Source organism: Pedococcus sp. P2_D9 (genome assembly GCF_056404275.1).
Genome location: NZ_JBFUEI010000002.1, coordinates 51,888 through 75,394, shown reverse-complemented (window position 1 = coordinate 75,394; position 23,507 = coordinate 51,888). Strand labels below are relative to the sequence as shown.

Sequence of the window (23,507 nt, the reverse complement as noted above, 5' to 3'; positions counted from 1 at the left end):
ACAAGGACAACGTGATGGAAGCCAAGGCGAGTGCGCGGCACGTCCGCGTCACGCCCCAGAAGGCCCGCCGCATGGTGGACCTGATCCGCGGCAAGCAGGCCACTGAGGCCATCGCTGTGCTCCGGTTCGCGCCGCAGTACGCCTCCGACCCGGTGCAGAAGGTGCTCGAGAGCGCCATCGCCAACCTCCGGGTCAAGGCGGACAAGGCCTCTGAGGCCTTCGACGAGACCAACCTGGTCATCAGCGAGGCGTTCGTCGACGAGGGTCCGACCATGAAGCGGTTCCGCCCGCGGGCCCAGGGCCGCGCGGCACGCATCAACAAGCGGACCAGCCACATCACCGTGGTCGTCACGCCGAAGACCACCAAGGGAGGCACCCGCTAATGGGTCAGAAGGTCAACCCGCACGGCTTCCGCCTCGGTATCACCACCGAGCACAAGAGCCGCTGGTTCGCTGACTCCACCAAGGAGGGTCAGCGGTACCGCGACTACGTCAAGGAAGACGTCGCCATCCGCAAGCTCATGTCCGAGGGCATGGAGCGGGCCGGCATCTCCCGCGTCGAGATCGAGCGCACCCGTGACCGCGTCCGTGTGGACATCCACACCGCGCGTCCCGGCATCGTCATCGGTCGTCGTGGCGCCGAGGCCGACCGCATCCGTGGCGAGCTCGAGAAGCTCACCGGCAAGCAGGTCCAGCTGAACATCCTCGAGGTCAAGAACCCCGAGGTGGACAGCCAGCTCGTCGCGCAGGGCATCGCCGAGCAGCTCTCTGCTCGTGTGTCGTTCCGTCGTGCGATGCGCAAGGGCATGCAGTCCGCCACCCGCGCCGGCGCCAAGGGCATCCGTGTCCAGGTCTCCGGTCGCCTCGGCGGCGCCGAGATGTCTCGCACCGAGTTCTACCGCGAGGGTCGCGTTCCGCTGCACACCCTGCGTGCGCAGATCGACTACGGCTTCTACGAGGCCCGCACCACGTTCGGTCGCATCGGCGTCAAGGTGTGGATCTACAAGGGCGACGTCACCGCTCGCGAGCTGGCTCAGCAGCAGGCTGCTGCGCCGCGTCCGAGCCGTGGCCCGCGTCGTGACGGCGCAGACCGTCCGGCCCGCGCTCGTCGCGAGCGTCCGGAGGCCGCCACCGAGACCGCTGCTGAGGCTCCCGCCGCTGAGGCGACCGCAGCCGCAGCCAGCACTGAGGGAGAGCAGTCCTGACATGTTGATTCCTCGTCGAGTCAAGCACCGCAAGCAGCACCACCCGGGTCGTTCGGGCGCTGCCAAGGGTGGCACCAAGATCGCGTTCGGCGACTATGGCATCCAGGCCCTCGAGCCCGCCTACGTCACCAACCGTCAGATCGAGTCCGCTCGTATTGCGATGACGCGTTACATGAAGCGTGGCGGAAAGGTGTGGATCAACATCTACCCCGACCGCCCGCTGACCAAGAAGCCTGCTGAGACCCGCATGGGTTCCGGTAAGGGCTCCCCCGAGTGGTGGATCGCCAACGTCAAGCCTGGTCGCGTGATGTTCGAGGTGAACGGTGTGTCCGAAGAGGTCGCCCGTGAAGCCATGCGTCTGGCGATGCACAAGCTCCCCATGAAGTGCCGCTTCGTTCGGCGTGAGGGTGGTGACATCTGATGGCAGTCGGATCCAAGGACCTGGTGTCCGAGAACCTTCGTGGTCTCGACGACGACCACCTTGTGGACGAGCTCCGCAAGGCCAAGGAGGAGCTGTTCAACCTCCGGTTCCAGTCGGCCACCGGCCAGCTGGACAACCACGGCCGCCTGCGCGCCGTCCGCAAGGACATCGCCCGCATCTACACCGAGCTGCGTGAGCGCGAGCTCGGCATCGGGCAGAGCCCGAGTGTCGAAGCCAAGGAGGAGTCGGCATGACCAAGGACGTGAAGGATGAGGCAGTGACGGCGCAAGACCGCAACTACCGCAAGACCCGTCAGGGCTACGTGGTGAGCGACAAGATGGACAAGACCGTCGTGGTCGAGGTCGAGGACCGCGTCAAGCACGCTCTCTACGGCAAGGTCCTGCGACGCTCGAGCAAGGTCAAGGCCCACGACGAGGACAACGCCGCCGGTATCGGTGACCGCGTCTCGATCATGGAGACCCGTCCGCTCTCGGCCACCAAGCGCTGGCGCGTGGTGGAGATCCTCGAGAAGGCCAAGTAGTACCAACCTCAGCATCCGCCGCCCACGCGGCATACCGGAGAAACAACGCCAGGTATGCCGCGGGGGCACGGACAACAAGCCCCCCACAGTTCGGCAAGGCTCACCGTGCGTGAGAACCAGCTCGACGACAGGAGTTAGACAGTGATCCAGCAGGAGTCGCGACTGCGCGTCGCCGACAACACTGGTGCCAAGGAAATCCTTTGCATCCGTGTTCTCGGTGGCTCGGGTCGTCGTTACGCCGGCATCGGTGACGTCATCGTCGCCGCCGTCAAGGACGCCATTCCCGGCGGCAACGTCAAGAAGGGCGACGTCGTCAAGGCCGTCATCGTGCGCACCACCAAGGAGCGCCGTCGCGGCGACGGGTCGTACATCAAGTTCGACGAGAACGCCGCCGTCATCCTCAAGGCCGACGGGGACCCCCGTGGCACCCGCATCTTCGGCCCGGTGGGCCGCGAGCTGCGTGAGAAGAAGTTCATGAAGATCATCTCGTTGGCGCCGGAGGTGCTCTGACCCATGGCTGACAAGAAGAAGATGAAGATCAAGAAGGGTGACACCGTCAAGGTGCTCACCGGCAAGGATCGCAACAGCATCGGCAAGGTCATCGCCGTGTACCCCGAGACCGAGCGCGTGCTCGTCGAGGGCGTCAACCGGGTGACCCGCCACACCAAGGCCGGTCAGTCCGCCCGCGGTACCCGTACCGGTGGCCTGGTCGTCCAGGAAGCCGCGATCCACGTGAGCAACGTGGCCGTCGTGGACCCCGATGACAAGAAGCTCGCGACCCGGATCAAGACCCGCGTCGAGACCGTCGAGCGTGGCGGCCGCACCAAGACCGTCCGCACCCGTGTCGCGGTGCGCTCGGGCAAGGACCTGTGAGAGACATGACCGAAACAGAAACCAAGCCTCAGACCGAAGTTTCCGCAGCGGTCACGCCGCGCCTCAAGCAGCGCTACGCGGACGAGATCAAGGGCGGGCTGTTCACGCAGTTCGGCTACGAGAACGTCATGCAGGTGCCCGGCGTGGTCAAGGTCGTCGTCAACATGGGTGTTGGTGACGCCGCCAAGGACGCCAAGCTCATCGAGGGCGCGATCAGGGACTTGTCCGCCATCACCGGCCAGAAGCCGCTGGTGACCAAGGCCCGCAAGTCCATCGCGCAGTTCAAGCTGCGCGAGGGCATGCCGATCGGTGCGCACACCACGCTGCGCGGCGACCGGATGTGGGAGTTCCTCGACCGTCTCGTGTCGGTGGCCCTGCCCCGTATCCGTGACTTCCGCGGCCTGTCGCCCAAGCAGTTCGACGGCAACGGCAACTACACCTTCGGTCTCACCGAGCAGTCGATGTTCCACGAGATCGACCAGGACCGGATCGACCGCGTGCGTGGCATGGACATCACCGTGGTGACCACCGCCACCAATGACGACGAGGGCCGCGCACTGCTCAAGGCGCTCGGCTTCCCCTTCAAGGAGAACTGACATGGCGAAGACCGCCCTGGTCAACAAGGCCAACAAGAAGCCGAAGTTCAAGGTGCGCGGCTACACCCGTTGTCAGCGCTGCGGCCGACCGCACTCGGTCTACCGCAAGTTCGGGCTGTGCCGCATCTGCCTTCGCGAGATGGCTCACCGCGGCGAGCTGCCCGGCGTCACCAAGAGCTCCTGGTAATACCCACCGATTTCATCCTTACATCGCAGGTCGCTGCATCCGCAGTGAAACCACGGTGAGAGAGGGCCGGAGAAGCCCATGACCATGACTGACCCGATTGCGGACATGTTGACCCGCGTCAGGAACGCCAACTCGGCGCACCACGACGATGTCTCCATGCCGTTTTCCAAGCTGAAGTCCCACATTGCCGAGATCCTCCAGGCGGAGGGCTACATCGCCGCCTGGAAGGTCGAGGACGCCGAGGTCGGCAAGACGCTGACCATCGAGCTCAAGTACGGCCCCAACCGCGAGCGGTCCATCGCTGGCGTGCGCCGTGTCTCCAAGCCCGGTCTGCGCGTCTACGCCAAGTCGACGAACCTGCCCAAGGTTCTCGGCGGTCTCGGTGTGGCCATCCTTTCCACCTCGTCTGGTCTCCTCACGGACCGCCAGGCCAAAGCCAAGGGTGTGGGCGGGGAAGTCCTCGCCTACGTCTGGTAAGGGGATTCGACATGTCGCGTATCGGACGACTCCCGGTCTCCATCCCGAGCGGTGTCGAGGTCACCATCGACGGCCAGTCCGTCAAGGTGAAGGGCCCCAAGGGCGAGCTCAGCCACGTCGTGGCCGAGCCGATCACCGTCGAGAAGGGTGACGCGGACCTCGAGGTCAAGCGCCCCAACGACGAGCGCCAGTCGCGTGCCCTGCACGGCCTGACCCGGTCGCTCATCAACAACATGGTGCTCGGTGTGACCGAGGGCTATGAGAAGAAGATGGAGATCCACGGCACGGGTTACCGCGTGGCCAACAAGGGCGGGGACCTCGAGTTCGCGCTGGGCTACAGCCACTCGATCACCGTCAAGGCCCCTGAGGGCATCTCCTTCGCCGTCGAGAACCCGACCCGCTTCGCGGTCCAGGGCATCGACAAGCAGCTCGTTGGCGAGGTTGCTGCAAACATCCGCAAGCTGCGCAAGCCCGACCCGTACAAGGGCAAGGGCGTTCGCTATGCGGGCGAGCACATCCGTCGCAAGGTCGGAAAGGCCGGTAAGTAAGCCATGGCAATGATCGTCAAGCGCGCCAAGGGCAAGTCCGCTGCACGCGGACGTCGCCACCTGCGCCTGCGCAAGAAGGTGACCGGCACGACGGTTCGTCCGCGCCTGGTCGTGTCGCGGTCCTCGCGCCACGTCTTCGTGCAGATCGTCGACGACACCCTCGGCAAGACCGTGGCGTCGGCCTCCACCATGGAGGCGGACCTGCGTTCGTTCGAGGGTGACAAGACCGCCAAGGCCCGCAAGGTGGGCGAGCTGCTCGCCGAGCGCGCCAAGAGCGCCGGTGTCGAGGCTGTCGTCTTCGACCGTGGTGGCAACAAGTACCACGGCCGCGTCGCTGCCATCGCCGAGGGCGCCCGCGAGGGTGGACTGGCCCTGTGAGCACCGTGACCGCAACTGTTATTGAGATGAGGAACATCTGATGCCCGGACCCCAGCGTCGAGGCACTGGTGCCGCTGCTGGCGGCGACGCAGCTCGTGGTGAGCGCGGCGACCGCCGCGGTGGCCGCGACAACCGTCGTGACGGCGGCCGTGACCAGGCCGAGAAGAGCGCCTACGTCGAGCGCGTCGTGACCATCAACCGCGTGTCCAAGGTCGTCAAGGGTGGACGTCGCTTCAGCTTCACCGCCCTCGTGGTCGTGGGCGACGGCGACGGCACCGTCGGCGTCGGCTACGGCAAGGCCAAGGAAGTTCCCGCGGCGATCGCCAAGGGTGTCGAGGAGGCCAAGAAGGAGTTCTTCAAGGTCCCCCGCATCCAGGGCACCATCCCGCACCCCGTGCAGGGTGAGGCCGCTGCCGGTGTCGTCATGCTCCGTCCCGCCGCCCCCGGTACCGGTGTCATCGCCGGTGGTCCGGTGCGTGCGGTGCTCGAGTGCGCCGGCATCCACGACGTGCTGAGCAAGTCGCTCGGCTCCGACAACGCCATCAACGTCGTCCACGCGACGGTCGCGGCCCTGCGGGGTCTCGAGCGTCCGGAGGAAGTGGCTGCCCGCCGCGGCCTCCCGGTCGACCGCGTGGCCCCGGCCGCGATGCTGCGCGCCCAGGCTGCTGGCCGCGAAGCCGCCAAGGCAGGTGCCTGATGCGTCTCAAGGTGACCCAGACCCGTTCCGAGATCGGTGGCAAGCAGAACCAGCGTGACACGCTGCGCAGCCTCGGTCTGAAGCGCATTGGCGACGTCGTCGTCAAGGAGGACCGTCCCGAGATCCGCGGGATGGTCAAGACGGTGACGCACCTCGTTGCCGTCGAGGAGGTTGACTGACCATGGCAGAGAAGAAGGCCGTCAAGGCCGCTGCCGCGCCCGAGGGCACGACCCTCAAGGTGCACCACCTGCGTCCGGCCCCCGGCGCCAAGACCGCGAAGACCCGTGTGGGTCGCGGTGAGGGCTCCAAGGGCAAGACCGCCGGTCGTGGCACCAAGGGCACCAAGGCCCGCTACCAGGTTCCGGAGCGCTTCGAAGGTGGCGCCATGCCGCTGCACATGCGTCTCCCGAAGCTGCGTGGCTTCAAGAACCCGTTCCGCGTGGAGTTCCAGGTCGTGAACCTGGACAAGCTGTCCGCCCTCTTCCCCGAGGGTGGCGATGTGACCATCGCCGACCTCGTGGCCAAGGGTGCGGTCCGCGACAACTCCCCGGTCAAGGTGCTCGGCACCGGCGAGATCACCGTCAAGGTCAACGTGACCGCTGACAAGTTCTCGGCGACCGCCAAGGAGAAGATCGAAGCCGCCGGCGGCTCGGTCACCTCCGCCTGACCACGCAACGACGACAGGGTATGCCGCGGGCTCACCGCTCAAGGTGAGCACGCGGCATACCCCGTTTGCTGTCCCGCCCAAAGTCTCGGGGTAGCCTTCCTAGGATTGCCTGACCGTCATCATCGCGAGGCCGAACCGGCCCGCGTCACCAGGAGGACCTGTGCTCACCGCCTTCACCCGTGCGTTCAAGACGCCGGACCTGCGCAGGAAGCTGCTGTTCACCCTCGCGATCGTCATCATCTTCCGGCTCGGCTCGCACGTGCCGGTTCCCGGCGTGAGCTACAAGGCCGTCCAGGCCTGCATCAAGGGTGCGGACTCGACCACCGGTGTGCTCGGCCTCGCCAACCTGTTCAGTGGCGGCGCGCTCCTGCAGCTGTCGATCTTCGCGCTCGGGATCATGCCGTACATCACGGCGAGCATCATCGTGCAGCTCCTCACCGTGGTCATCCCGCGGTTCGAGGCCCTCAAGAAGGAGGGCCAGCAGGGCCAGACGAAGATGACGCAGTACACGCGCTACCTGACGATCGGCCTGGCGGTCCTGCAGTCCTCGACGCTCATCACGTTCGCCCAGAACCCCTCGGCACTGTTCGGCCCGAACTGCACGAGCATCCTGCCCGACGAGTCGATCGTGACCCTGGTCATCATGGTGCTCACCCTGACCGCCGGCACCGGCGTCGTCATGTGGCTCGGCGAGCTGGTCACCGACAAGGGCATCGGCAACGGCATGTCGCTGCTGATCTTCACCTCGATCGCCAGCTCGTTCCCGTCCTCGCTGTGGGCGATCCAGCAGAAGGACGGCCGCTGGGACATCTTCATCGGCGTCATCCTGCTGGGGTTCCTGATCATCGCGCTGGTCGTGTTCGTCGAGCAGAGCCAGCGGCGCATCCCCGTGCAGTACGCCAAGCGCCAGGTCGGCCGCCAGATGTACGGCGGCACCTCGACCTACATCCCGCTCAAGGTCAACATGGCCGGCGTCATCCCCGTGATCTTCGCCTCGTCCCTGCTCGCCCTGCCCTCTTTGCTGGCACAGTTCAACCGGTCGACCACCGGTGACCAAGCCGGCTGGGTGACCTGGATCGACCAGCACCTCGTGCGGGGCGACCACCCGATCTACATGCTCGCCTACATCGTGCTGATCTTGTTCTTCACGTTCTTCTACGTGTCGATCACGTTCAACCCGGTCGAGGTGGCTGACAACATGAAGCGCTACGGCGGCTTCATCCCAGGTATCCGCGCCGGGCGACCCACGGCCGAGTACCTCGACTACGTGCTCACCCGCATCACGGTTCCAGGGGCCATCTACCTCGGCCTCGTCTCGCTGATCCCGCTCATCGCACTGGTACTCGTCGGGGCCAACCAGAACTTCCCGTTCGGTGGCACCTCCATCCTCATCATCGTCGGCGTCGGCCTCGAGACGGTGAAGCAGATCGAGTCGCAGCTGCAGCAGCGCCATTACGAAGGGTTCCTCCGCTGATGCGCCTCATCATCCTCGGCCCACCGGGTGCCGGTAAGGGCACCCAGGCCGCCAAGATCGCCGCGAGCCTGGGCATCCCCGCGATCTCCACGGGTGACATCTTCCGCGCCAACATCAAGAACGAGACTCCGCTGGGCGTCCAGGTCAAGGAGGTGCTCGCGTCCGGTGGCTACGTCACCGACGAGATCACCAACGCCGTCGTCCGCGACCGGCTCTTCGAGGATGACGCGGAGCAGGGCTTCCTGCTCGACGGCTTCCCGCGCACCGCGGCGCAGGTCGAGACCCTCGACGCGATCCTGGCCGAGCACGGCCACGCGCTCGAGGCCGTCCTCGAGCTGACCGTCGACGACGAGGCCGTGGTCCAGCGACTGCTGAAGCGGGCCCAGATCGAGGGTCGCGAGGACGACACCGAAGAGGTCATCCGCGAACGGCAGGCGATCTACCGTCGCGAGACCGCTCCGCTCACCGACGTCTACGCCGCTCGTGGCCTGCTTGTGCAGGTCGACGGGATGGGTTCGGTCGACGACGTCTTCACCCGCATCTCCGACGCCCTCGAAGGGGTTGCTCGATCCTGATGTTCGGCCGGTCCCGCATCGAGACCAAGACCCCAGACCAGATCCTGCGGATGCGCAAGGCTGGCCTGGTGGTCGGTCAGACCCTGCAGCTGATGGCCCAGACGGTCCGTCCGGGGATGACGACCAAGCAGCTCGACGAGCTCGCGGAGGAGCACATCCGCGGGTGTGGGGCGACCCCGTCGTTCCTCGGCTACCACGGCTTCACCGGCTCGCTCTGCACGTCGGTCAACGACGAGGTGGTGCACGGGATCCCCGGGTCGCGGGTGCTGGCCGAGGGTGACCTCATCTCCATCGACTGCGGCGCCATCGTGGACGGCTGGCACGGTGACGCGGCCATCTCCGTGATCGTGGGAGGCCGCGACGCCGGGCGTCCCGAGGACCTCGCGCTCATCGACGCCACCGAGGACTCCATGTGGGCCGGCATCGCCGCGCTGTCCGTGGGGGAGTCGCTGTATGCCGTGGGTGCCGGTGTCGAGGACAGCATCGTCGCCTCGGGCGAGCGCGACGGCCACGACTACGGGATCGTCGAGGAGTACGTCGGCCACGGCATCGGCACCGAGATGCACATGGACCCGCAGGTGCCGAACTACCGCGTCCGCGACAAGGGCCCCACGGTGCGCTCGGGGGTGACGGTGGCGATCGAGCCGATGGTGACGCTCGGGTCCGCCGAGACCCGGGTGCTCAAGGACGACTGGACGGTCGTGACCACCGACTCCTCCCGTGCCGCGCACTGGGAGAACACCGTGGCGGTCACCGACGACGGGCTGTGGGTGCTCACCGCCCTCGACGGTGGCAAAGAGCGGCTGGAAGCCGCGGGCGCGGCATACGCACCCCTGGGCTGACCCTCCTGCGGGCGGCGGTCCGGAGCACGATTTCGTGCTCAGCGCGTCCTGGCGTAGACTCGTCTGTCGGTGCGCGACCTCGCGCGCCGTATTCGTGTGCGCGCCCCAGCAGGGGGTACCACGCAACAGATTGTGGAGGATATGGCCAAGAAGGACGGTGTCATCGAGATCGAGGGCACGATCGTCGAGGCTCTCCCGAACGCGATGTTCCGGGTCGAGCTCACGAACGGTCACAAGGTTCTCGCTCACATCTCGGGCAAGATGCGCCAGCACTACATCCGGATCCTCCCCGAGGACCGCGTGGTGGTGGAGCTCAGCCCGTACGACCTGACCCGTGGCCGGATCGTCTTCCGCTACCGCTAGACGCACCACCCGTTAGACCTGCTGGACCATCCGGACCGGCAGTGCCAGATCGAGGCGAAGCAGAGGCTATGAAGGTTCAGCCGAGCGTCAAGAAGATCTGCGACAAGTGCAAGGTGATCCGCCGTCACGGCCGGGTCATGGTGATCTGCGAGAACCTGCGCCACAAGCAGCGCCAGGGCTGACCAGAAGTACCGCGAGGCCCCGAAACGGGTCTCGCCCCAGCACGACTCGCATCTCTTCGAGAAGCGCAGACAAGTGAATTGACCGCAGTACCCGGCCCCTGGAGGCAGCGTCGTCGACGCAGCCCAGGACGTCACCCCCGGCCCGGAGGCCGGGGACCGGTGCCCCGAGGAAAGCTTCGGGACCAAGCCCGGAACGGTACTGCTCCAGACCTCCGGTGAAACAAAGGAAACACACAAGATGGCACGTCTTGTTGGTGTTGATCTCCCACGCGAGAAGCGCGTCGAGATCGCTCTCACCTACATCTTCGGAGTGGGTCGTACCCGCTCCCAGCAGGCGCTGGCTGCCACGGGTGTCAACCCGAACACCCGCGTCCGCGACCTGACCGACACCGAGCTGGTCCAGCTCCGTGACTTCCTCGAGGCGAACGTCAAGATCGAGGGTGACCTCCGTCGCGAGATCGCCGCCGACATCCGCCGCAAGGTCGAGATCGGTTCCTACGAGGGCATCCGCCACCGCCGCGGCCTGCCCGTGCGTGGACAGCGCACCAAGACCAACGCGCGCACCCGCAAGGGCCCCAAGCGCACCGTCGCCGGCAAGAAGAAGGTTGGTAAGTAATGCCTCCCAAGGCTCGCACTGCCGGCGCCAAGAAGGTGCGCCGCAAGGAAAAGAAGAACATCGCCCACGGGCACGCTCACATCAAGAGCACCTTCAACAACACCATCATCTCGATCACGGACCCCACCGGCGCCGTCATTGCCTGGGCCTCCGCCGGCCAGGTCGGCTTCAAGGGTTCGCGCAAGTCCACCCCGTTCGCTGCGCAGATGGCCGCCGAGGCTGCCGCCCGCCGCGCGATGGAGCACGGCATGCGCAAGGTCGATGTCTTCGTCAAGGGTCCGGGTTCTGGCCGCGAGACCGCCATCCGCTCCCTGACCGCGACCGGCCTCGAGGTCGGTGCGATCAGCGACGTCACCCCCTCGCCGCACAACGGTGTCCGCCCGCCCAAGCGCCGCCGCGTCTGAGCCGTCGGTAAAGAACAGGGAGATAGAGAAAACTCATGGCTCGTTACACCGGCCCCATCACCAAGAAGTCGCGTCGCCTCAAGGTCGACCTCGTCGGCGGCGACAAGAACTTCGAGCTCCGTCCCTTCCCGCCCGGCCAGCACGGCCGTCGCCGGATGCAGGAGAAGGAGTACCTCACCCAGCTGCAGGAGAAGCAGAAGGCTCGCTTCACCTACGGCGTCATGGAGAAGCAGTTCCGCGGTTACTACAAGGAGGCCTCACGGCGTTCTGGTAAGACCGGTGAGACCCTGCTGCAGATCCTCGAGTCCCGCCTGGACAACGTGGTCTACCGCGCCGGCCTGGCCCGCACCCGTCGTGCGGCTCGCCAGCTCGTCACGCACGGTCACTTCGAGGTCAACGGCGTGCGCGTGGACGTTCCGTCCTACCGCGTCGAGCAGTACGACATCATCACCGTTCGCAAGCAGTCCGTGAACACCTTCCCGATCGAGCTGGCTCGCCAGACGTTCGGTGAGCGCCCCACCCCGGCCTGGCTCCAGGTCGTCCCGGGCACGCTGCAGATCATGATCCACCAGCTCCCGGAGCGTGCGCAGATCGACACGATCCTCACCGAGCAGCTGATCGTCGAGCTCTACTCCAAGAACTGACGGCATGGGGTATGCCGCGTGGGCGACCACGCGGCATACCTCGCCTTCGGCTGTGGTCGCAGACAGAGGCAACCACGGCAGCCGGTCGGACCGGCACATCATCGGCGTCATATAGCGGTCGCCGACGAGGAAGGAAATACCCGTGCTCATTGCACAGCGCCCATCCCTCAGCGAAGACGTGGTTGCAGACAACCGCAGCCGCTTCGTCATCGAGCCCCTCGAGCCCGGCTTCGGCTACACGCTCGGCAACTCCATGCGCCGCACGCTCCTGTCGAGCATCCCCGGCGCAGCCGTGACCAGCATCCGCATCGACGGCGTGCTGCACGAGTTCTCCACGATCCCCGGGGTCAAGGAAGACGTCACCGAGATCATCCTCAACATCAAGGGCCTGGTCGTCTCCTCGGAGCACGACGAGCCGGTCGTCATGTACCTGCGCAAGCAGGGTGCGGGCGCCGTCACCGCCGCGGACATCGCGCCGCCGGCCGGGGTCGAGGTGCACAACCCCGACCTGCACATCGCCACGCTCAACGGCAAGGGCAAGATCGAGATGGAGCTGACCGTCGAGCGCGGTCGCGGCTACGTCTCGGCCAACCAGAACAAGTCCGGTGACCAGGAGATCGGCCGCATCCCGGTCGACTCCATCTACTCGCCCGTACTGGCCGTGACCTACAAGGTCGAGGCCACCCGTGTCGAGCAGCGCACCGACTTCGACAAGCTCATCGTCGACGTCGAGACCAAGAACTCGATGGCCCCGCGTGACGCCATGGCTTCGGCCGGCAAGACCCTGGTCGAGCTGTTCGGGCTGGCCCGTGAGCTCAACGTCGAGGCCGAGGGCATCGACATGGGCCCGTCCCCGACCGACGCCGCCCTGGCCGCCGACCTCGCGCTGCCGATCGAGGACCTCGACCTCACCGTCCGGTCCTACAACTGCCTCAAGCGTGAGGGCATCCACACCGTGGGTGAGCTCGTGGGTCGCAGCGAGGCGGACCTGCTCGACATCCGCAACTTCGGTGCGAAGTCGATCGACGAGGTCAAGGCCAAGCTCGTCGGCATGGGTCTGGCGCTCAAGGACAGCCCGCCCGGGTTCGACCCGAGCGCGATCGCTGACAACTACGGCGACTACGACGACGACTTCGCTGACGACGGCCGTTCGCTGGCCGAAGACGAGCAGCTCTGACCAACCGCCGCTGAGGGGCGGGCGGGAGACCATCCGCCCCTCGCACACCAAGGAGAACCTGAACCATGCCTACCCCCACCAAGGGTCCCCGTCTCGGCGGCGGTCCGGCCCACGAGCGACTGATCCTGGCCAACCTGGCGCAGTCGCTGTTCGAGCACGACTCGATCACCACCACCGAGGCCAAGGCCAAGCGCCTGCGCCCGCTGGCCGAGCGTCTCGTGACGTTCGCCAAGCGCGGTGACCTGCACGCCCGTCGTCGCGTCCTGTCGGTCATCTCCGACAAGGGTGTCGTGCACCGTCTCTTCACCGAGATCGCGCCCGACATGGCCGAGCGTCCCGGCGGATACACCCGCATCACCAAGATTGGCGCCCGCAAGGGTGACAACGCCCCCATGGCCGTGATCGAGCTCGTCCGCGAGCCGATGGCCAAGAAGGCGACCGTCAAGGAGGCGGAGGCCGCCACCAAGCGCTCCGCCAAGCAGGCCGAGGCCAAGGAGGCTGCTGCCGAGACCAAGGCTGCGGAGGACGAGGCCAAGGCCGAGGCCGAGGAGACCACCGAGGCGACCGAGACCACCGAGGCTTCGGCCAAGGAGGTCCCGGCCGGCGCCGTCGCCGCCAACGAGGACGGCTCGTCCCCCGACGCGGAGTACACCGTCAAGGGCAACGCCGACTCCGGCAAGTACCACGAGGCCGACGGTCAGTGGTTCGACCAGACGGTGGCCGAGTTCTGGTTCAAGTCTGCTGCCGACGCAGAGGCCGCTGGCTTCACCAAGGCCGGCGCCTGACCTACGCACGACAGGCACCACACGGCATACCGACAGGGCCGTTCACCCCACGCGGGGTGGACGGCCCTGTCGCCTGTCCGGTCTCCGACTTGTTGCTGAGTGGCGGTCACGGAGGGGCTGTTTCGGGGGTCCGGTGACGTGCGTCCGGCAACAAGTGCGGGCGTCCTGCGACTTGTTGCCAGACGGCGGTCACGGAGGGGCTGTTTTGGGGGTCTGGTGACGTGCGTCTGGCAACAAGTGCGGGCGTCCTGTGACTTGTTGCTGGGTGGCGGTCACGGAGGGGCTGTTTCGGGGGTCTGGTGACGTGCGTGTGGCAACAAGTGCGGGCGTCCTGCGCGTCAGGCCGCCCGTCGACCGCGTCAGGTATGCCGGGGGGCCGGCTCTGCGCGGAAGGCGCCGGCGAGCGGGAGGATGGCCAGGATCAGGACCATCGGCACGGCGAAGCCCGGTCGCAGGGAGTCGGAGCCGACGACTCCGGTGAGGACCGCGCCGAGCAGGCCGCCGACGTAGTTGAACTGGTTGAACCGGGCGATGACCGCGTCCACCCTCGCGCGGCGCGCCTCGGGGTCGAGCCCACCGCCGCCGACGACTGCCGCCGCGGAGAAGGACAGGGGAGCGATCACCGCCACCGAGCCGCCGAGCACGGTGAAGCCCAGCACGGCGACGGGCCACGACGGCGAGAAGACGATGACGGCCAGCGCCGCGCAGGCGACGAGTGCACCGATCCGCAGCAGCGGCACCGCCCCGACCCTGGCCACCGCGGCGTCGCCCGCGAGCCTAGTGCCAAGGCTCGCCACGAGATAGGGAAGGGTCGCGAGGGGGAGCAACCAGTCGGGGGCATCGTGCACCGACTTGAGGAAGACCGGCCCCCACGTGGTGGCTGCCGTGTCGACCATGTAGAAGAGGACCATCGCGGCGCCGAGCAGGGCTATCTTGCGCCAGGGCACCTCGAGGGCGGGGCTGTCCGAGGCGGTGGCGGGGGCGTCGGCACTCGCGGGCAGCAGGGGTGCCGCGAGCAGTCCGAGGGCGAGCACACAGAGCGGCAGCAGGCCGGCGACCAGTCCGAGCCGGGTCACGGCGATCGTGACGAGCGTTGCGACGATCCCGCCTGCGGTCCAGGCGCCGTGGAAGGACGGCAGGATGGTGCGGCCGTAGCGGTGCTCCACCGCCACCGCCTGCATGTTGGAGGCCGCGTCGACCRCTCCCAGCCCCAGGCCGTAGACCGCCAGGCCCGCCACGAAGACGGCACGCTGCGGCGCCACGGCGACAGCACCCAGGCCCACTGCCTGCAGGGCGAACCCGGCCCGCAGCGTGCCGGCGCTGCCCATGCGGGTGGCCGCCAGCTCGGCGAGGGCGGACCCAGCGCCGGCGAGCAGCACCACCATGAGCAGCAGGCCCGAGACGAACAGCTCCGAGAGGTCCCAGATGGTCTGGAACCTCGGCAGCCGCGTCGTCAGCGAGATGAACAGCAGGCCCTGCACGGCAAAGGCGGCGGCGACCGCTGCGCGGTGTCGGGGCAGCGTGGCGGTGGTCGGCGGCGGGGCGGTGGCACTCCTCACCCGGCCACTCTGGCAGACGTCAGGTCAGGCGGGGGCCAACCCTCGCGCGTGGCTAGGCTTTGACGTATGGACGAGCAGCAGGGGGAGCCGACGACTGCGCCCCTGCGGATCCGGCTCGACTTCGGCTACGACGGCACCGACTTCTCCGGGTGGGCGGCCCAGCCGGGCCTGCGCACCGTGGAAGGCGTGCTGTCCGCTGCCCTGAGCACCATCCTGCGCGCCGAGGAGCCGGTGCGGCTGACCGTCGCTGGGCGCACGGATGCCGGGGTCCACGCGCGCGGTCAGGTGGCACACCTCGACCCGCAGCCGGCCGGCTGGGCGCTGTTGCCAGGTCGCTCGACCCGCACTCCCGAGGAGGCGGCGTTGAGCCGGCTGCGCGGCATACTCCCGACCGACATCGGCATGCGGGCCGTGGCCGTCGCCGCCGAGGGTTTCGACGCGCGGTTCTCGGCGCTGCAGAGGCGGTACCTCTACCGACTGGCGGACCGACCGGAGCTGGCGGACCCGCTTCGTCGCCGCGACACGGTTGTCACCAAGCGCACCCTCGACGTCGACGCCATGCACGCGGCGGCACAGAAGCTGTTGGGGCTGAACGACTTCGGGGCGTTCTGCAAGAGGCGGGAAGGCGCGACCACGGTGCGGACCCTGCTCGACTACTCGTGGCGGCGAGCCGAGGACGGCACGCTCGAGGCGACGGTGGTGGCTGACGCGTTCTGCCACTCCATGGTGCGCTCACTGGTGGGGGCCGTGGTGCCGGTGGGCGAGGGGCGCCGCCCGGTGGACTGGCCGGCCGAGGTGATGCGGGCGGCGGTCCGGGACGCCGCTGTCGTGGTGATGCCGCCGCACGGTCTCTCGCTCGAGGAGGTCGTCTACCCCGACGACCCGGGGCTGGCTGTCCGCGCCAGGGAGTCGCGGGTCAGGCGAACCCTCGGCTGACCCGACACCTGGGCTTGGCTCAGGCGTCCTCGGGCAGCGGCGGCCCGACCACCTCGAGTCCGTACTTCGGCCCGACGGCGTTCCAGCGCGGGATCTCCTCCGCCATGGGTCGCCCGTCAGCGCCAGGCAGGCGGAGCTCGCCGGCCGGCAGGCCGACCTCGTCGTAGAGCCCGAAGAGGTGACCGGGGTCGGCCAGCCCGAGGAAGCGCACCGGCCGGTCGCCCGTGACGCGGAAAGCGTGGGGGAGCATCGGCGGCAACCAGATGAAGTCACCCTCGGTCAGGTGGAAGACCTCGTCCCCCGCGCGGTAGGTCATGCTGCCGTCCAGGAGGTAGAACGCCTCCGCCTCACGGTGGTGGCGGTGCAGGGGTGTCGCGATGCCCGGAGGCTGGGTGACCAGGGCAACGCCGAGCTTGCCCCCGGACTCCTGCGCCGTCAGCAGGTGCTCGAAGAGCGAGCCCATGGCCCAGGTGCCGCGCGCAGATCCCTGGCGCCGGAAGACCGCCCGGGGTTGTGGCATGGCCTCGTCGTCGCGCTCGGCGGCGGTGGCGGTGGCGGTAGCGGTGGCGGTGGGGGCCGTGGCGGGCGTCGACTTCTCGGTCATGGGGTTCCTCCCGAATATTCATCCGAAACGGATTCGGGCGAATATTGGTAAGGTATGCCCTATGAGCGACTCCGTCAAGCCTCGGCGCTACACCTCGCCCGTCCGCGCCGAGCGGGCTGCCCGCACCCGCCGCGACGTACTGGCGGCGGCGCGAGACCTGTTGTCGGACAACGGGTATGCCGCCACGACGGTGGCTCAGATCGCTGCACGGGCAGGGGTGTCGGTCGACACCGTGTACGCCAGCGTCGGGCGCAAGCCCGAGCTGATGGTGGCGGTGATCGACATGGTGCTGGGTTCCTCCGACGAGCCGATCCCGGCAGAGCAGCGCGACTACGTCCGCGCGGTGCGGGCTGCGCCGTCGGGCCGGGCCAAGATCGCCGTGTATGCCGCGTCGCTCGGTCGGCTGATGCCGCGGACGGCGCCGCTCATCGACGCCTTGCGTCGCGCGGGCGACGCCGACGAGAAGTGCGCGCAGGCGTGGGCCCGGCTCGTGGAGCGGAGGGCAGCGAACATGCTGCTCTTCGCCGCGGACCTCCGGTCGACCGGTCACCTGCGGGCCGACCTGACCGACCGCGAGGTCGCCGACATCGTCTGGTCGACCAACGGGCCGGAGTACTGGCTGCTCCTGGACTCACGCGGCTGGTCGGCGCAGCGCTACGCCGCCCACCTTGACGACCTGTGGTGTCGGATGCTGCTCACCGGCGACCCCTGAGGGGCCCCTGTCGCGTGCGGTTCGCCGGGTGAGGGTGAGGGTGCGGGGGCGAGCCAGCCACGCGGGAGCAGGCCGGCTCGCCCCGGGGCTCAGGGAGCCAGGGACGCGTAGCCGCGTGAGTCGTGGATCGCCAGACCGGCGAAGGTGGGCGACGTCGAGAAGGCCGCCGTGACCGCAGCCAGCTGGACCTCCATCTGGGTGCGGGTCATCCCGGCGAAGGTCTGCTTGACCTCGGTGGGGTCGACGCCCAGGACGTTCGTCTCCTGGCCGATCCGCACCGGGCGGCCGAGCTGGGCGCCTGCCGCCACCTCGGCCGAGGCCAGGGCGATCGTCCCGTCCGGTCCGTCGGCGTGGTTGCGGTAGGCCATCACGGCGACTGCATCGCTGCGTCGCATGATCTCGAGGTCCAGCGTCGAGCCGTTCGCGGCGACCTCGTCGAACCAGAAGGGGATGTCCGCCTCGATCGCCGTGCCCGCCGCGGCGGTGCGCAGGGTGTCGAGGGTGGCGAGGTACTTCGTGATGACGGCCTTGCGGTTCTTCGTCCAGGCGGGGGTCGTGTAGGGCTCGATGTCGACGTGGAGACCCGTGAACAGGCCGGTCGCGAGCGTCGGTCGCAGCCAGTTGGTGACCACCCACGCCGGGTTGTCGACCCATCCCGGGTCGCCACCGAGGGCGTCGACGCGCAAGCCGGCCGCGTCGGCCAGGGCGACGAGCTGCTGCAGCTCGGCGAGCTTCGGCGAGGTGTCCACGTGCGGGGGCACGGCGGCATACAGCTGGCCGATCCCGCGGGCCGTCGCGAGGGTGACGACCGCCTGTGGGTCGGAGGTGTCCCAGACCCACATGGCTCGTGCGGCCGCAGGGCGACCCGCGCGGTCGACCGCGGTCAGCGGGGCAGCCATCGCCTGACCTGCCACCGTCACACCGACGGCACCGACGATCGCCACGAGGGCGACCATAGCCATGAGGCGGAGGGGAGATGCGGGGCGTGGCACACGTTGTCCTTTCGACGACCTCGCCCATCATCGGGGGCCGGCCGCAGTGCCCCTGACCAACTTGGCCAAGCCTTTAAGGTCGTCTAGTCCCTTTGTGCTGGTTCGCCCAGCCAGACAACTGAGATGACGTGCGGTGGTCGAGTAGAGCACCCTTGACCCCGTGGGACACCTCGACATCAACACCGTGAACTTCACCCTGCCCGACGGCAGGCCGCTGCTCAGCGACGTCTCGCTGCGGGTGGGAGAGGGTGCCAAGGTCGCGCTCATCGGCCCCAACGGCACGGGAAAGACGACGCTCGGACGGATCATCGCTGGGGACCTGGTGGCCCACGAGGGGGCGGTGACCCGCTCCGGGGGCCTCGGCGTGATGCGCCAGTTCGTCGGCCAGGTGCGCGACGAGTCGACGGTGCGTGACCTGCTGCTCTCCGTGGCGCCGGCGCCGGTGCGCGAGGCGGCGGCCGAGATCGACCGCACCGAGCTGCTGATGATGGAGCGTGACAGCGAGGCCGACCAGATGGCCTACGCCCACGCACTGGTGGCGTGGGGCGACGTGGGCGGCTACGACTACGAGACGCTGTGGGACGTCTGCACCGTCGCAGCCCTTGGTATGCCGTTCGACAAGGCCCAGTGGCGCAAGGTCACCACCCTGTCGGGTGGAGAGCAGAAGCGGGTCGTCCTCGAGGCGCTGCTGCGCGGCCCCGAGGAGGTGCTGCTGCTCGACGAGCCGGACAACTACCTCGACGTGCCGGCCAAGCGGTGGCTGGAGGACCAGCTCATCGCCTCGCCGAAGACCGTGCTGTTCGTCAGCCACGACAGGGAGCTGCTCAACCGGGTGGCGACGAGGGTCGCCACCCTCGAACCAGGCGGGGCCGGTTCGACCCTGTGGGTCCACCCCGGCCGGTTCGCGACCTACCACCAGGCTCGCGAGGACCGGAACTCTCGCCTCGAGGAGCTGCGTCGACGCTGGGACGAGGAGCACCAGAAGATCAAGGACCTGGTGCAGATGCTCAAGGTCAAGGCCAAGTACAACGACGGGATGGCGCCGCGCTACCACGCCGCCCAGACGCGCCTGCGCAAGTTCGAGGAGGTCGGGCCCCCGCAGGAGACGCCCCTGCGCCAGAACGTCAACATGCGGCTCAAGGGTGGTCGCACCGCGAAGCGAGCCGTCATTGCCGAGCGGCTCGAGCTGACCGGCCTGATGAAGCCGTTCGACCTCGAGATCTGGTTCGGCGAGAGGGTCGCGGTCCTGGGCAGCAACGGCTCGGGCAAGTCCCACTTCCTGCGCCTCGTGGCCGCCGGCGGGAGCGATCCCGACGCCGAGCACCGCCCGGTCGGCGACATCCAACCGGTGTCGGTGACGCACACCGGTCGCCTGCGGCTGGGCTCGAGGGTGCGGCCCGGCTGGTTCGCCCAGACCCACGAGCAGCCGGCCCTCGTCGGCCGGACCCTGCTCGAGATCCTGCACCGCGGCGACGAGCACCGCACCGGACGTCCCCGCGAGGAGGCGGCCCGGGTTCTCGACCGGTACGGCCTGGCCCGCGCCAGCGAGCAGACCTTCGAGTCGCTCTCGGGCGGCCAGCAGGCGAGGTTCCAGATCCTGCTCCTCGAGCTGTCCGGCGCGACCTGCCTGCTGCTCGACGAGCCGACGGACAACCTCGACCTGCACTCGGCCGAGGCCCTCGAGGAGGGGCTCGCGGCGTTCGAGGGGACCGTCATCGCCGTCACCCACGACCGGTGGTTCGCCCGTGGTTTCGACCGGTTCCTGGTCTTCGGTGCCGACGGCAGGGTCTACGAATCGGACGAACCGGTCTGGGACGAGGGCCGGGTCGTCCGCGCCCGCTGAACCGGCCCCCACGGAGCGTCACCGTGGGGATGCGTGTAAAGGTTTTCGCAGCTAGCGTGCGAGGCACCGCAGCGCGCCGAAGGAGTCGCGCCGCGACCTCGGAGGAGCATCACATGCCAGGTCCACGCCGTCTGTATGCCGTGCTGCTGGGTGCAGCCCTCGCGATCGGTTCGGGGGTGGTGTCGGGGTCTCCCGCGGTGGCGGTGCCACCGACCGCAACGGTCACCCTCGTCGGAGACCTGCAGACCGAGCTCGGCTGCTTCGAGGACTGGTCGCCTCCGTGCGACGCCTCCAAGCTGGCCCGGGTCGGCACCACTGCCACCTATGCGAGCACCTTCACCGTGCCAGCGGGGACGTGGGCCTTCAAGGTCGCCATCAACGACTCGTGGGCGGTCAACTACGGGGTGGACGGCAAGCCCGACGGGGCGAACCTCTCGCTCAAGCTGCTCAGCCCGATGCGGGTGGCGTTCAGCTACGACGACACGAGCCACGTGGTCTCCTTCGCCCCCGCAGACCTTGCCGGGGGCACGACGGCCGCCGACGCGGCATACGCGAAGAGCTCCTTGCGCTCCTCCCTGACCCGTGAGCGCTTCTACTTCGTCATGGCCGACCGGTTCGCCAACGCCTCGACGGCCAACGACGCCGGAGGGTTGACGGGTGGACCCTTGACGACGGGTCTGGACCCGACCGCCAAGGGCTTCTACCACGGTGGCGACCTCAAGGGCGTCGAGAGCAAGCTCGACTACATCAAAGGCCTTGGCACCACAGCGATCTGGCTGACGCCGAGCTTCAAGAACAAGGCGGTGCAGGGCGGCCCGGGGCAGGAGAGCGCCGGGTACCACGGCTACTGGGTCACCGACTTCACGCAGATCGACCCGCACCTGGGAACCAACGCCGACATGACGTCGCTGATCGCCGCGGCCCACGCCAAGGGCATGAAGGTCTTCTTCGACATCATCACGAACCACACGGCCGACGTCATCGACTACGAGGGCGGCAAGTACACGTACCGGTCCAAGGGCAGGTTCCCGTACAAGGACGCATCGGGCACGACCTTCGACGACCGTGCCTACATCGACAAGGCGTTCCCGGAGATGAACCCGGCCACGTCGTTCCCGTACGTGCCCTTCTTCCACCCGGGCGGCGACACCGCCAAGGTCCCGGCGTGGCTGAACAACCCGCTGATGTACCACAACCGAGGTGACTCGACCTTTGCCGGCGAGTCCTCGACCTACGGCGACTTCTCGGGACTGGACGACCTGTTCACCGAGCGCCCCGAGGTCGTCAAGGGCATGGGCGACATCTACAAGAAGTGGGTCGACTTCGGCATCGACGGGTTCCGCATCGACACCGTCAAGCACGTGAACCTCGAGTTCTGGCAGAAGTTCATCCCCGACATCCTCGGCCATGCCAAGCAGGCCGGGAAGCAGGACTTCTTCGCCTTCGGCGAGGTCTTCGACGGAAACCCCGCGGTCATGTCCGAGTACACGACGGCCGGCAAGCTCCAGGCCACCCTCGACTTCGGGTTCCAGCAGCAGGGCGTCGACTTCGCCAAGGGCCGGCCCGCCAAGACCTTGGCCGACTTCTTCGCCAAGGACGACTGGTACACCGACGCCGACAGCAACGCCTACCAGCTGCCGACGTTCCTCGGGAACCACGACATGGGCCGCGTCGCGATGTTCCTCAAGGACTCGGCGACCACCGAGGCCGAGCACCTCAAGCGGGTCCAGTTCGCGGACTCGCTCATGTTCACGACACGCGGCAACCCGGTCACCTACTACGGCGACGAGCAGGGCTTCGTGAGCACCGGTGGTGACCAGGCCGCGCGCGAGGACATGTTCGCGAGCAAGGTCGCCCTCTACAACAACGAGACGGTGCTCGGCGGCCCCGACGGCTCCATGGACCGGTACGGCACCACCAACCCGATCTACCAGCACATCGCGGCACTGTCCCAGGTCCGGGCCAAGCACCCTGCGCTCGCGGACGGTGCCCAGATCAACAGGTATGCCGCCGACGGTGCCGGAATCTTCGCGGTGTCCCGCATCGACGCGGGGCAGAAGGTCGAGTACGTGGTCGCGGCCAACAACGACACCAAGGCTTCCACGGCCACGTTCCCGACGTGGAGCAAGGGCAACGGGGTCGTGTTCACGCCGGTGTTCGGCACCGACACCGCGACCAAGCCGAAGGCTGACGGGTCGGTCACCGTCACCGTCCCGCCGCTCACGGTGAGCGTGTGGCGGGCCAACAAGGCCATCGCCACCTCCGGCGCGGTCCCGACCGTCCAGGCCGAGGTGGTCGGCGCAGACGGTGGCCACGGCATCTACGGCCGCGCCGAGATCACGGCGAAGGTCCAGGCCAGCACCTTCGCCCAGACGACCTTCCTCTACCGGCCGGTCGGGACGTCGACCTGGACGACCCTGGGCACCGACGACAACGCTCCGTTCCGCGTGTTCCACGACGTCTCGGGCTTCCCGGTCGACACCTACCTCGAGTACCGGGCCGTCACCAAGGACGCCGCTGGCCGGGTCGCCGCCGACTCCACCTGGGCTGTGGTCGCGAACCCGCCCCAGCCGGTGATCGACAACGGTGACCGGCCTCCCACGCAGCCGACCAGCGTCACGGTGGCCGGCACGCACAACTCCGAGATGGGTTGCTCGGAGGACTGGATGCCTGCGTGCACCCAGGCCATGCTGGCGTTCGACCCCAACGACGGCATCTGGAAGAAGGCCTTCACCCTCCCCGCAGGGTCCTACTCCTACAAGGCCGCTCTCGATGGCGGCTGGGCGGAGAACTACGGCGACAAGGGGATTCGCGACGGCGCGAACATCTCCTACGACACCGACGACGGCAAGGTGACCTTCTACTACGACCCCACGACCCACTGGGCGACGTCCGACGAACAGGGGCTGATCGTCACGGCGCCGGGCACCTTCCAGTCCGAGCTCGGCTGCTCCGCCGACTGGCAGCCCTCCTGCATGCGACCGTGGTTGCAGGACAAGGACGGTGACGGTGTCTTCACGTGGTCCACGAAGCTGATCCCCGCCGGCGACTACGAGTTCAAGGTGGCCTACGGGCTGTCGTTCGCCGAGAGCTACGGGGACGGCGGTGGTCCGGGCAACATCGCCCTGACCGTGCCTGCTGCCGGCGCGACGACGACCTTCAGCTTCGACTCGGTGTCGCACCTCACGACGGTGACGAGCGAGTGAGGGG

32 protein-coding genes are annotated in these 23,507 nt (G+C 68.0%); 29 read left to right on the top strand and 3 right to left on the bottom strand.

Features of this window, described 5'->3' with window-relative positions; translation table 11 throughout:
* Window positions 1-14: 14 nt before the first annotated feature.
* The 25 genes from rplV (at window position 15) to rplQ (ending at window position 13,651) form a co-directional block, all read left to right on the top strand.
* A complete protein-coding gene (gene rplV / locus AC1DXJ_RS03135) occupies window positions 15-383 on the top strand; it encodes a 50S ribosomal protein L22 (RefSeq protein WP_477613901.1) in 369 nt (122 codons plus the stop codon).
* The gene (rpsC, locus tag AC1DXJ_RS03130) at window positions 383-1,204 is read left to right on the top strand and encodes a 30S ribosomal protein S3 (RefSeq protein WP_477613513.1); all 822 of its coding nucleotides are present in this window, start codon (window positions 383-385) and stop codon (window positions 1,202-1,204) included. The genes rplV and rpsC overlap by 1 nt, the downstream gene beginning before the upstream one ends.
* A gap of 1 nt (window position 1,205) precedes the next feature.
* The gene (gene rplP, locus AC1DXJ_RS03125) at window positions 1,206-1,625 is read left to right on the top strand and encodes a 50S ribosomal protein L16 (protein ID WP_477613512.1); all 420 of its coding nucleotides are present in this window, start codon (window positions 1,206-1,208) and stop codon (window positions 1,623-1,625) included.
* Window positions 1,625-1,879 carry a 50S ribosomal protein L29 gene (gene rpmC, locus AC1DXJ_RS03120; protein WP_477613511.1) on the top strand — a complete coding sequence of 85 codons (255 nt, stop codon included), beginning with the start codon at window positions 1,625-1,627 and terminating at the stop codon, window positions 1,877-1,879. The genes rplP and rpmC overlap by 1 nt, the downstream gene beginning before the upstream one ends.
* Window positions 1,876-2,166 carry a 30S ribosomal protein S17 gene (rpsQ, locus tag AC1DXJ_RS03115; RefSeq protein WP_477613510.1) on the top strand — a complete coding sequence of 97 codons (291 nt, stop codon included), beginning with the start codon at window positions 1,876-1,878 and terminating at the stop codon, window positions 2,164-2,166. The genes rpmC and rpsQ overlap by 4 nt, the downstream gene beginning before the upstream one ends.
* 141 nt (window positions 2,167-2,307) lie before the next feature.
* The gene (gene rplN / locus AC1DXJ_RS03110) at window positions 2,308-2,676 is read left to right on the top strand and encodes a 50S ribosomal protein L14 (RefSeq protein WP_056923992.1); all 369 of its coding nucleotides are present in this window, start codon (window positions 2,308-2,310) and stop codon (window positions 2,674-2,676) included.
* A gap of 3 nt (window positions 2,677-2,679) precedes the next feature.
* Window positions 2,680-3,039, top strand: coding sequence for a 50S ribosomal protein L24 (gene rplX / locus AC1DXJ_RS03105; RefSeq protein ID WP_477613509.1), 360 nt, complete (start codon window positions 2,680-2,682; stop codon window positions 3,037-3,039).
* Between the two features lie 5 nt (window positions 3,040-3,044).
* The gene (gene rplE, locus AC1DXJ_RS03100; RefSeq protein WP_477613508.1) at window positions 3,045-3,635 is read left to right on the top strand and encodes a 50S ribosomal protein L5; all 591 of its coding nucleotides are present in this window, start codon (window positions 3,045-3,047) and stop codon (window positions 3,633-3,635) included.
* A gap of 1 nt (window position 3,636) precedes the next feature.
* Window positions 3,637-3,822 carry a type Z 30S ribosomal protein S14 gene (locus AC1DXJ_RS03095; protein ID WP_035902511.1) on the top strand — a complete coding sequence of 62 codons (186 nt, stop codon included), beginning with the start codon at window positions 3,637-3,639 and terminating at the stop codon, window positions 3,820-3,822.
* A gap of 78 nt (window positions 3,823-3,900) precedes the next feature.
* Window positions 3,901-4,299, top strand: coding sequence for a 30S ribosomal protein S8 (rpsH, locus tag AC1DXJ_RS03090; RefSeq protein WP_477613507.1), 399 nt, complete (start codon window positions 3,901-3,903; stop codon window positions 4,297-4,299).
* Between the two features lie 11 nt (window positions 4,300-4,310).
* Window positions 4,311-4,847: a 50S ribosomal protein L6 gene (gene rplF / locus AC1DXJ_RS03085; protein ID WP_477613506.1), complete on the top strand. Its 537-nt coding sequence runs from the start codon at window positions 4,311-4,313 to the stop codon at window positions 4,845-4,847.
* A gap of 3 nt (window positions 4,848-4,850) precedes the next feature.
* A complete protein-coding gene (gene rplR / locus AC1DXJ_RS03080) occupies window positions 4,851-5,225 on the top strand; it encodes a 50S ribosomal protein L18 (protein ID WP_477613505.1) in 375 nt (124 codons plus the stop codon).
* Window positions 5,226-5,265: 40 nt separating this feature from the next.
* On the top strand, window positions 5,266-5,922 hold the full coding sequence (gene rpsE, locus AC1DXJ_RS03075) for a 30S ribosomal protein S5 (RefSeq protein WP_477613504.1): 657 nt from the start codon (window positions 5,266-5,268) through the stop codon (window positions 5,920-5,922).
* Window positions 5,919-6,101 (top strand): 50S ribosomal protein L30, encoded by a 183-nt coding sequence (rpmD, locus tag AC1DXJ_RS03070; RefSeq protein WP_056924254.1) that lies wholly within the window; start codon window positions 5,919-5,921, stop codon window positions 6,099-6,101. Before rpsE ends, rpmD begins: the two co-directional genes overlap by 4 nt.
* Window positions 6,102-6,103: 2 nt before the next feature.
* Window positions 6,104-6,589 carry a 50S ribosomal protein L15 gene (gene rplO, locus AC1DXJ_RS03065; RefSeq protein WP_477613503.1) on the top strand — a complete coding sequence of 162 codons (486 nt, stop codon included), beginning with the start codon at window positions 6,104-6,106 and terminating at the stop codon, window positions 6,587-6,589.
* Window positions 6,590-6,749: 160 nt separating this feature from the next.
* Window positions 6,750-8,063: a preprotein translocase subunit SecY gene (gene secY, locus AC1DXJ_RS03060; protein WP_477613502.1), complete on the top strand. Its 1,314-nt coding sequence runs from the start codon at window positions 6,750-6,752 to the stop codon at window positions 8,061-8,063.
* Window positions 8,063-8,638, top strand: a complete 576-nt coding sequence (locus AC1DXJ_RS03055; protein ID WP_477613501.1) for an adenylate kinase — start codon at window positions 8,063-8,065, stop codon at window positions 8,636-8,638. The genes secY and AC1DXJ_RS03055 overlap by 1 nt, the downstream gene beginning before the upstream one ends.
* Window positions 8,638-9,480, top strand: coding sequence for a type I methionyl aminopeptidase (map, locus tag AC1DXJ_RS03050; protein ID WP_477613500.1), 843 nt, complete (start codon window positions 8,638-8,640; stop codon window positions 9,478-9,480). Before AC1DXJ_RS03055 ends, map begins: the two co-directional genes overlap by 1 nt.
* Window positions 9,481-9,621: 141 nt before the next feature.
* Window positions 9,622-9,843 carry a translation initiation factor IF-1 gene (infA, locus tag AC1DXJ_RS03045; RefSeq protein WP_006946284.1) on the top strand — a complete coding sequence of 74 codons (222 nt, stop codon included), beginning with the start codon at window positions 9,622-9,624 and terminating at the stop codon, window positions 9,841-9,843.
* 68 nt (window positions 9,844-9,911) lie between these two features.
* Window positions 9,912-10,025, top strand: a complete 114-nt coding sequence (gene rpmJ / locus AC1DXJ_RS03040) for a 50S ribosomal protein L36 (protein WP_010148647.1) — start codon at window positions 9,912-9,914, stop codon at window positions 10,023-10,025.
* A 238-nt stretch (window positions 10,026-10,263) separates the two neighbouring features.
* Window positions 10,264-10,641 (top strand): 30S ribosomal protein S13, encoded by a 378-nt coding sequence (gene rpsM, locus AC1DXJ_RS03035; RefSeq protein ID WP_477613499.1) that lies wholly within the window; start codon window positions 10,264-10,266, stop codon window positions 10,639-10,641.
* Window positions 10,641-11,045 carry a 30S ribosomal protein S11 gene (gene rpsK / locus AC1DXJ_RS03030; protein WP_057378146.1) on the top strand — a complete coding sequence of 135 codons (405 nt, stop codon included), beginning with the start codon at window positions 10,641-10,643 and terminating at the stop codon, window positions 11,043-11,045. Before rpsM ends, rpsK begins: the two co-directional genes overlap by 1 nt.
* 35 nt (window positions 11,046-11,080) lie before the next feature.
* The gene (gene rpsD / locus AC1DXJ_RS03025) at window positions 11,081-11,689 is read left to right on the top strand and encodes a 30S ribosomal protein S4 (RefSeq protein ID WP_477613498.1); all 609 of its coding nucleotides are present in this window, start codon (window positions 11,081-11,083) and stop codon (window positions 11,687-11,689) included.
* Window positions 11,690-11,831: 142 nt separating this feature from the next.
* On the top strand, window positions 11,832-12,866 hold the full coding sequence (locus tag AC1DXJ_RS03020; RefSeq protein ID WP_477613497.1) for a DNA-directed RNA polymerase subunit alpha: 1,035 nt from the start codon (window positions 11,832-11,834) through the stop codon (window positions 12,864-12,866).
* Between the two features lie 65 nt (window positions 12,867-12,931).
* Window positions 12,932-13,651: a 50S ribosomal protein L17, sunset domain variant gene (gene rplQ / locus AC1DXJ_RS03015; RefSeq protein WP_477613496.1), complete on the top strand. Its 720-nt coding sequence runs from the start codon at window positions 12,932-12,934 to the stop codon at window positions 13,649-13,651.
* A gap of 359 nt (window positions 13,652-14,010) precedes the next feature.
* On the opposite strand, the gene AC1DXJ_RS03010 is transcribed toward rplQ, so the two are convergent.
* Window positions 14,011-15,210 (bottom strand): MFS transporter, encoded by a 1,200-nt coding sequence (locus AC1DXJ_RS03010; RefSeq protein WP_477636312.1) that lies wholly within the window; start codon window positions 15,208-15,210, stop codon window positions 14,011-14,013.
* 66 nt (window positions 15,211-15,276) lie between these two features.
* Here AC1DXJ_RS03010 and truA point away from each other — a divergent pair, with 66 nt between their 5' ends.
* Window positions 15,277-16,146: a tRNA pseudouridine(38-40) synthase TruA gene (gene truA, locus AC1DXJ_RS03005; RefSeq protein WP_477613494.1), complete on the top strand. Its 870-nt coding sequence runs from the start codon at window positions 15,277-15,279 to the stop codon at window positions 16,144-16,146.
* A 19-nt stretch (window positions 16,147-16,165) separates the two neighbouring features.
* On the opposite strand, the gene AC1DXJ_RS03000 is transcribed toward truA, so the two are convergent.
* Window positions 16,166-16,750, bottom strand: coding sequence for a dimethylsulfonioproprionate lyase family protein (locus AC1DXJ_RS03000; RefSeq protein WP_477613493.1), 585 nt, complete (start codon window positions 16,748-16,750; stop codon window positions 16,166-16,168).
* Between the two features lie 61 nt (window positions 16,751-16,811).
* Between AC1DXJ_RS03000 and AC1DXJ_RS02995 the strand changes: the two genes are divergently transcribed.
* A complete protein-coding gene (locus AC1DXJ_RS02995; RefSeq protein WP_477613492.1) occupies window positions 16,812-17,462 on the top strand; it encodes a TetR/AcrR family transcriptional regulator in 651 nt (216 codons plus the stop codon).
* 89 nt (window positions 17,463-17,551) lie between these two features.
* On the opposite strand, the gene AC1DXJ_RS02990 is transcribed toward AC1DXJ_RS02995, so the two are convergent.
* Window positions 17,552-18,424: a hypothetical protein gene (locus AC1DXJ_RS02990; protein WP_477613491.1), complete on the bottom strand. Its 873-nt coding sequence runs from the start codon at window positions 18,422-18,424 to the stop codon at window positions 17,552-17,554.
* Window positions 18,425-18,614: 190 nt separating this feature from the next.
* Here AC1DXJ_RS02990 and AC1DXJ_RS02985 point away from each other — a divergent pair, with 190 nt between their 5' ends.
* Together AC1DXJ_RS02985 and AC1DXJ_RS02980 are read left to right on the top strand one after the other, a co-directional pair.
* On the top strand, window positions 18,615-20,297 hold the full coding sequence (locus tag AC1DXJ_RS02985; protein WP_477613490.1) for an ABC-F family ATP-binding cassette domain-containing protein: 1,683 nt from the start codon (window positions 18,615-18,617) through the stop codon (window positions 20,295-20,297).
* Between the two features lie 113 nt (window positions 20,298-20,410).
* Window positions 20,411-23,503, top strand: coding sequence for a pullulanase X25 domain-containing protein (locus AC1DXJ_RS02980; RefSeq protein ID WP_477613489.1), 3,093 nt, complete (start codon window positions 20,411-20,413; stop codon window positions 23,501-23,503).
* Window positions 23,504-23,507 lie beyond the last annotated feature (4 nt).

Bases quoted from the DNA above. Each gene is read 5' to 3' on its own strand.
- rplV (WP_477613901.1), top strand. From the start codon at position 15: ATGGAAGCCAAGGCGAGTGCGCGGCACGTCCGCGTCACGCCCCAGAAG.
- rpsC (WP_477613513.1), top strand. From the start codon at position 383: ATGGGTCAGAAGGTCAACCCGCACGGCTTCCGCCTCGGTATCACCACC.
- rplP (WP_477613512.1), top strand. From the start codon at position 1,206: ATGTTGATTCCTCGTCGAGTCAAGCACCGCAAGCAGCACCACCCGGGT.
- rpmC (WP_477613511.1), top strand. From the start codon at position 1,625: ATGGCAGTCGGATCCAAGGACCTGGTGTCCGAGAACCTTCGTGGTCTC.
- rpsQ (WP_477613510.1), top strand. From the start codon at position 1,876: ATGACCAAGGACGTGAAGGATGAGGCAGTGACGGCGCAAGACCGCAAC.
- rplX (WP_477613509.1), top strand. From the start codon at position 2,680: ATGGCTGACAAGAAGAAGATGAAGATCAAGAAGGGTGACACCGTCAAG.
- rplE (WP_477613508.1), top strand. From the start codon at position 3,045: ATGACCGAAACAGAAACCAAGCCTCAGACCGAAGTTTCCGCAGCGGTC.
- AC1DXJ_RS03095 (WP_035902511.1), top strand. From the start codon at position 3,637: ATGGCGAAGACCGCCCTGGTCAACAAGGCCAACAAGAAGCCGAAGTTC.
- rpsH (WP_477613507.1), top strand. From the start codon at position 3,901: ATGACCATGACTGACCCGATTGCGGACATGTTGACCCGCGTCAGGAAC.
- rplF (WP_477613506.1), top strand. From the start codon at position 4,311: ATGTCGCGTATCGGACGACTCCCGGTCTCCATCCCGAGCGGTGTCGAG.
- rplR (WP_477613505.1), top strand. From the start codon at position 4,851: ATGGCAATGATCGTCAAGCGCGCCAAGGGCAAGTCCGCTGCACGCGGA.
- rpsE (WP_477613504.1), top strand. From the start codon at position 5,266: ATGCCCGGACCCCAGCGTCGAGGCACTGGTGCCGCTGCTGGCGGCGAC.
- rplO (WP_477613503.1), top strand. From the start codon at position 6,104: ATGGCAGAGAAGAAGGCCGTCAAGGCCGCTGCCGCGCCCGAGGGCACG.
- AC1DXJ_RS03055 (WP_477613501.1), top strand. From the start codon at position 8,063: ATGCGCCTCATCATCCTCGGCCCACCGGGTGCCGGTAAGGGCACCCAG.
- map (WP_477613500.1), top strand. From the start codon at position 8,638: ATGTTCGGCCGGTCCCGCATCGAGACCAAGACCCCAGACCAGATCCTG.
- infA (WP_006946284.1), top strand. From the start codon at position 9,622: ATGGCCAAGAAGGACGGTGTCATCGAGATCGAGGGCACGATCGTCGAG.
- rpmJ (WP_010148647.1), top strand. From the start codon at position 9,912: ATGAAGGTTCAGCCGAGCGTCAAGAAGATCTGCGACAAGTGCAAGGTG.
- rpsM (WP_477613499.1), top strand. From the start codon at position 10,264: ATGGCACGTCTTGTTGGTGTTGATCTCCCACGCGAGAAGCGCGTCGAG.
- rpsK (WP_057378146.1), top strand. From the start codon at position 10,641: ATGCCTCCCAAGGCTCGCACTGCCGGCGCCAAGAAGGTGCGCCGCAAG.
- rpsD (WP_477613498.1), top strand. From the start codon at position 11,081: ATGGCTCGTTACACCGGCCCCATCACCAAGAAGTCGCGTCGCCTCAAG.
- rplQ (WP_477613496.1), top strand. From the start codon at position 12,932: ATGCCTACCCCCACCAAGGGTCCCCGTCTCGGCGGCGGTCCGGCCCAC.
- truA (WP_477613494.1), top strand. From the start codon at position 15,277: ATGGACGAGCAGCAGGGGGAGCCGACGACTGCGCCCCTGCGGATCCGG.
- AC1DXJ_RS03000 (WP_477613493.1), bottom strand. From the start codon at position 16,750: ATGACCGAGAAGTCGACGCCCGCCACGGCCCCCACCGCCACCGCTACC.
- AC1DXJ_RS02995 (WP_477613492.1), top strand. From the start codon at position 16,812: ATGAGCGACTCCGTCAAGCCTCGGCGCTACACCTCGCCCGTCCGCGCC.
- AC1DXJ_RS02990 (WP_477613491.1), bottom strand. From the start codon at position 18,424: ATGGCTATGGTCGCCCTCGTGGCGATCGTCGGTGCCGTCGGTGTGACG.
- AC1DXJ_RS02980 (WP_477613489.1), top strand. From the start codon at position 20,411: ATGCCAGGTCCACGCCGTCTGTATGCCGTGCTGCTGGGTGCAGCCCTC.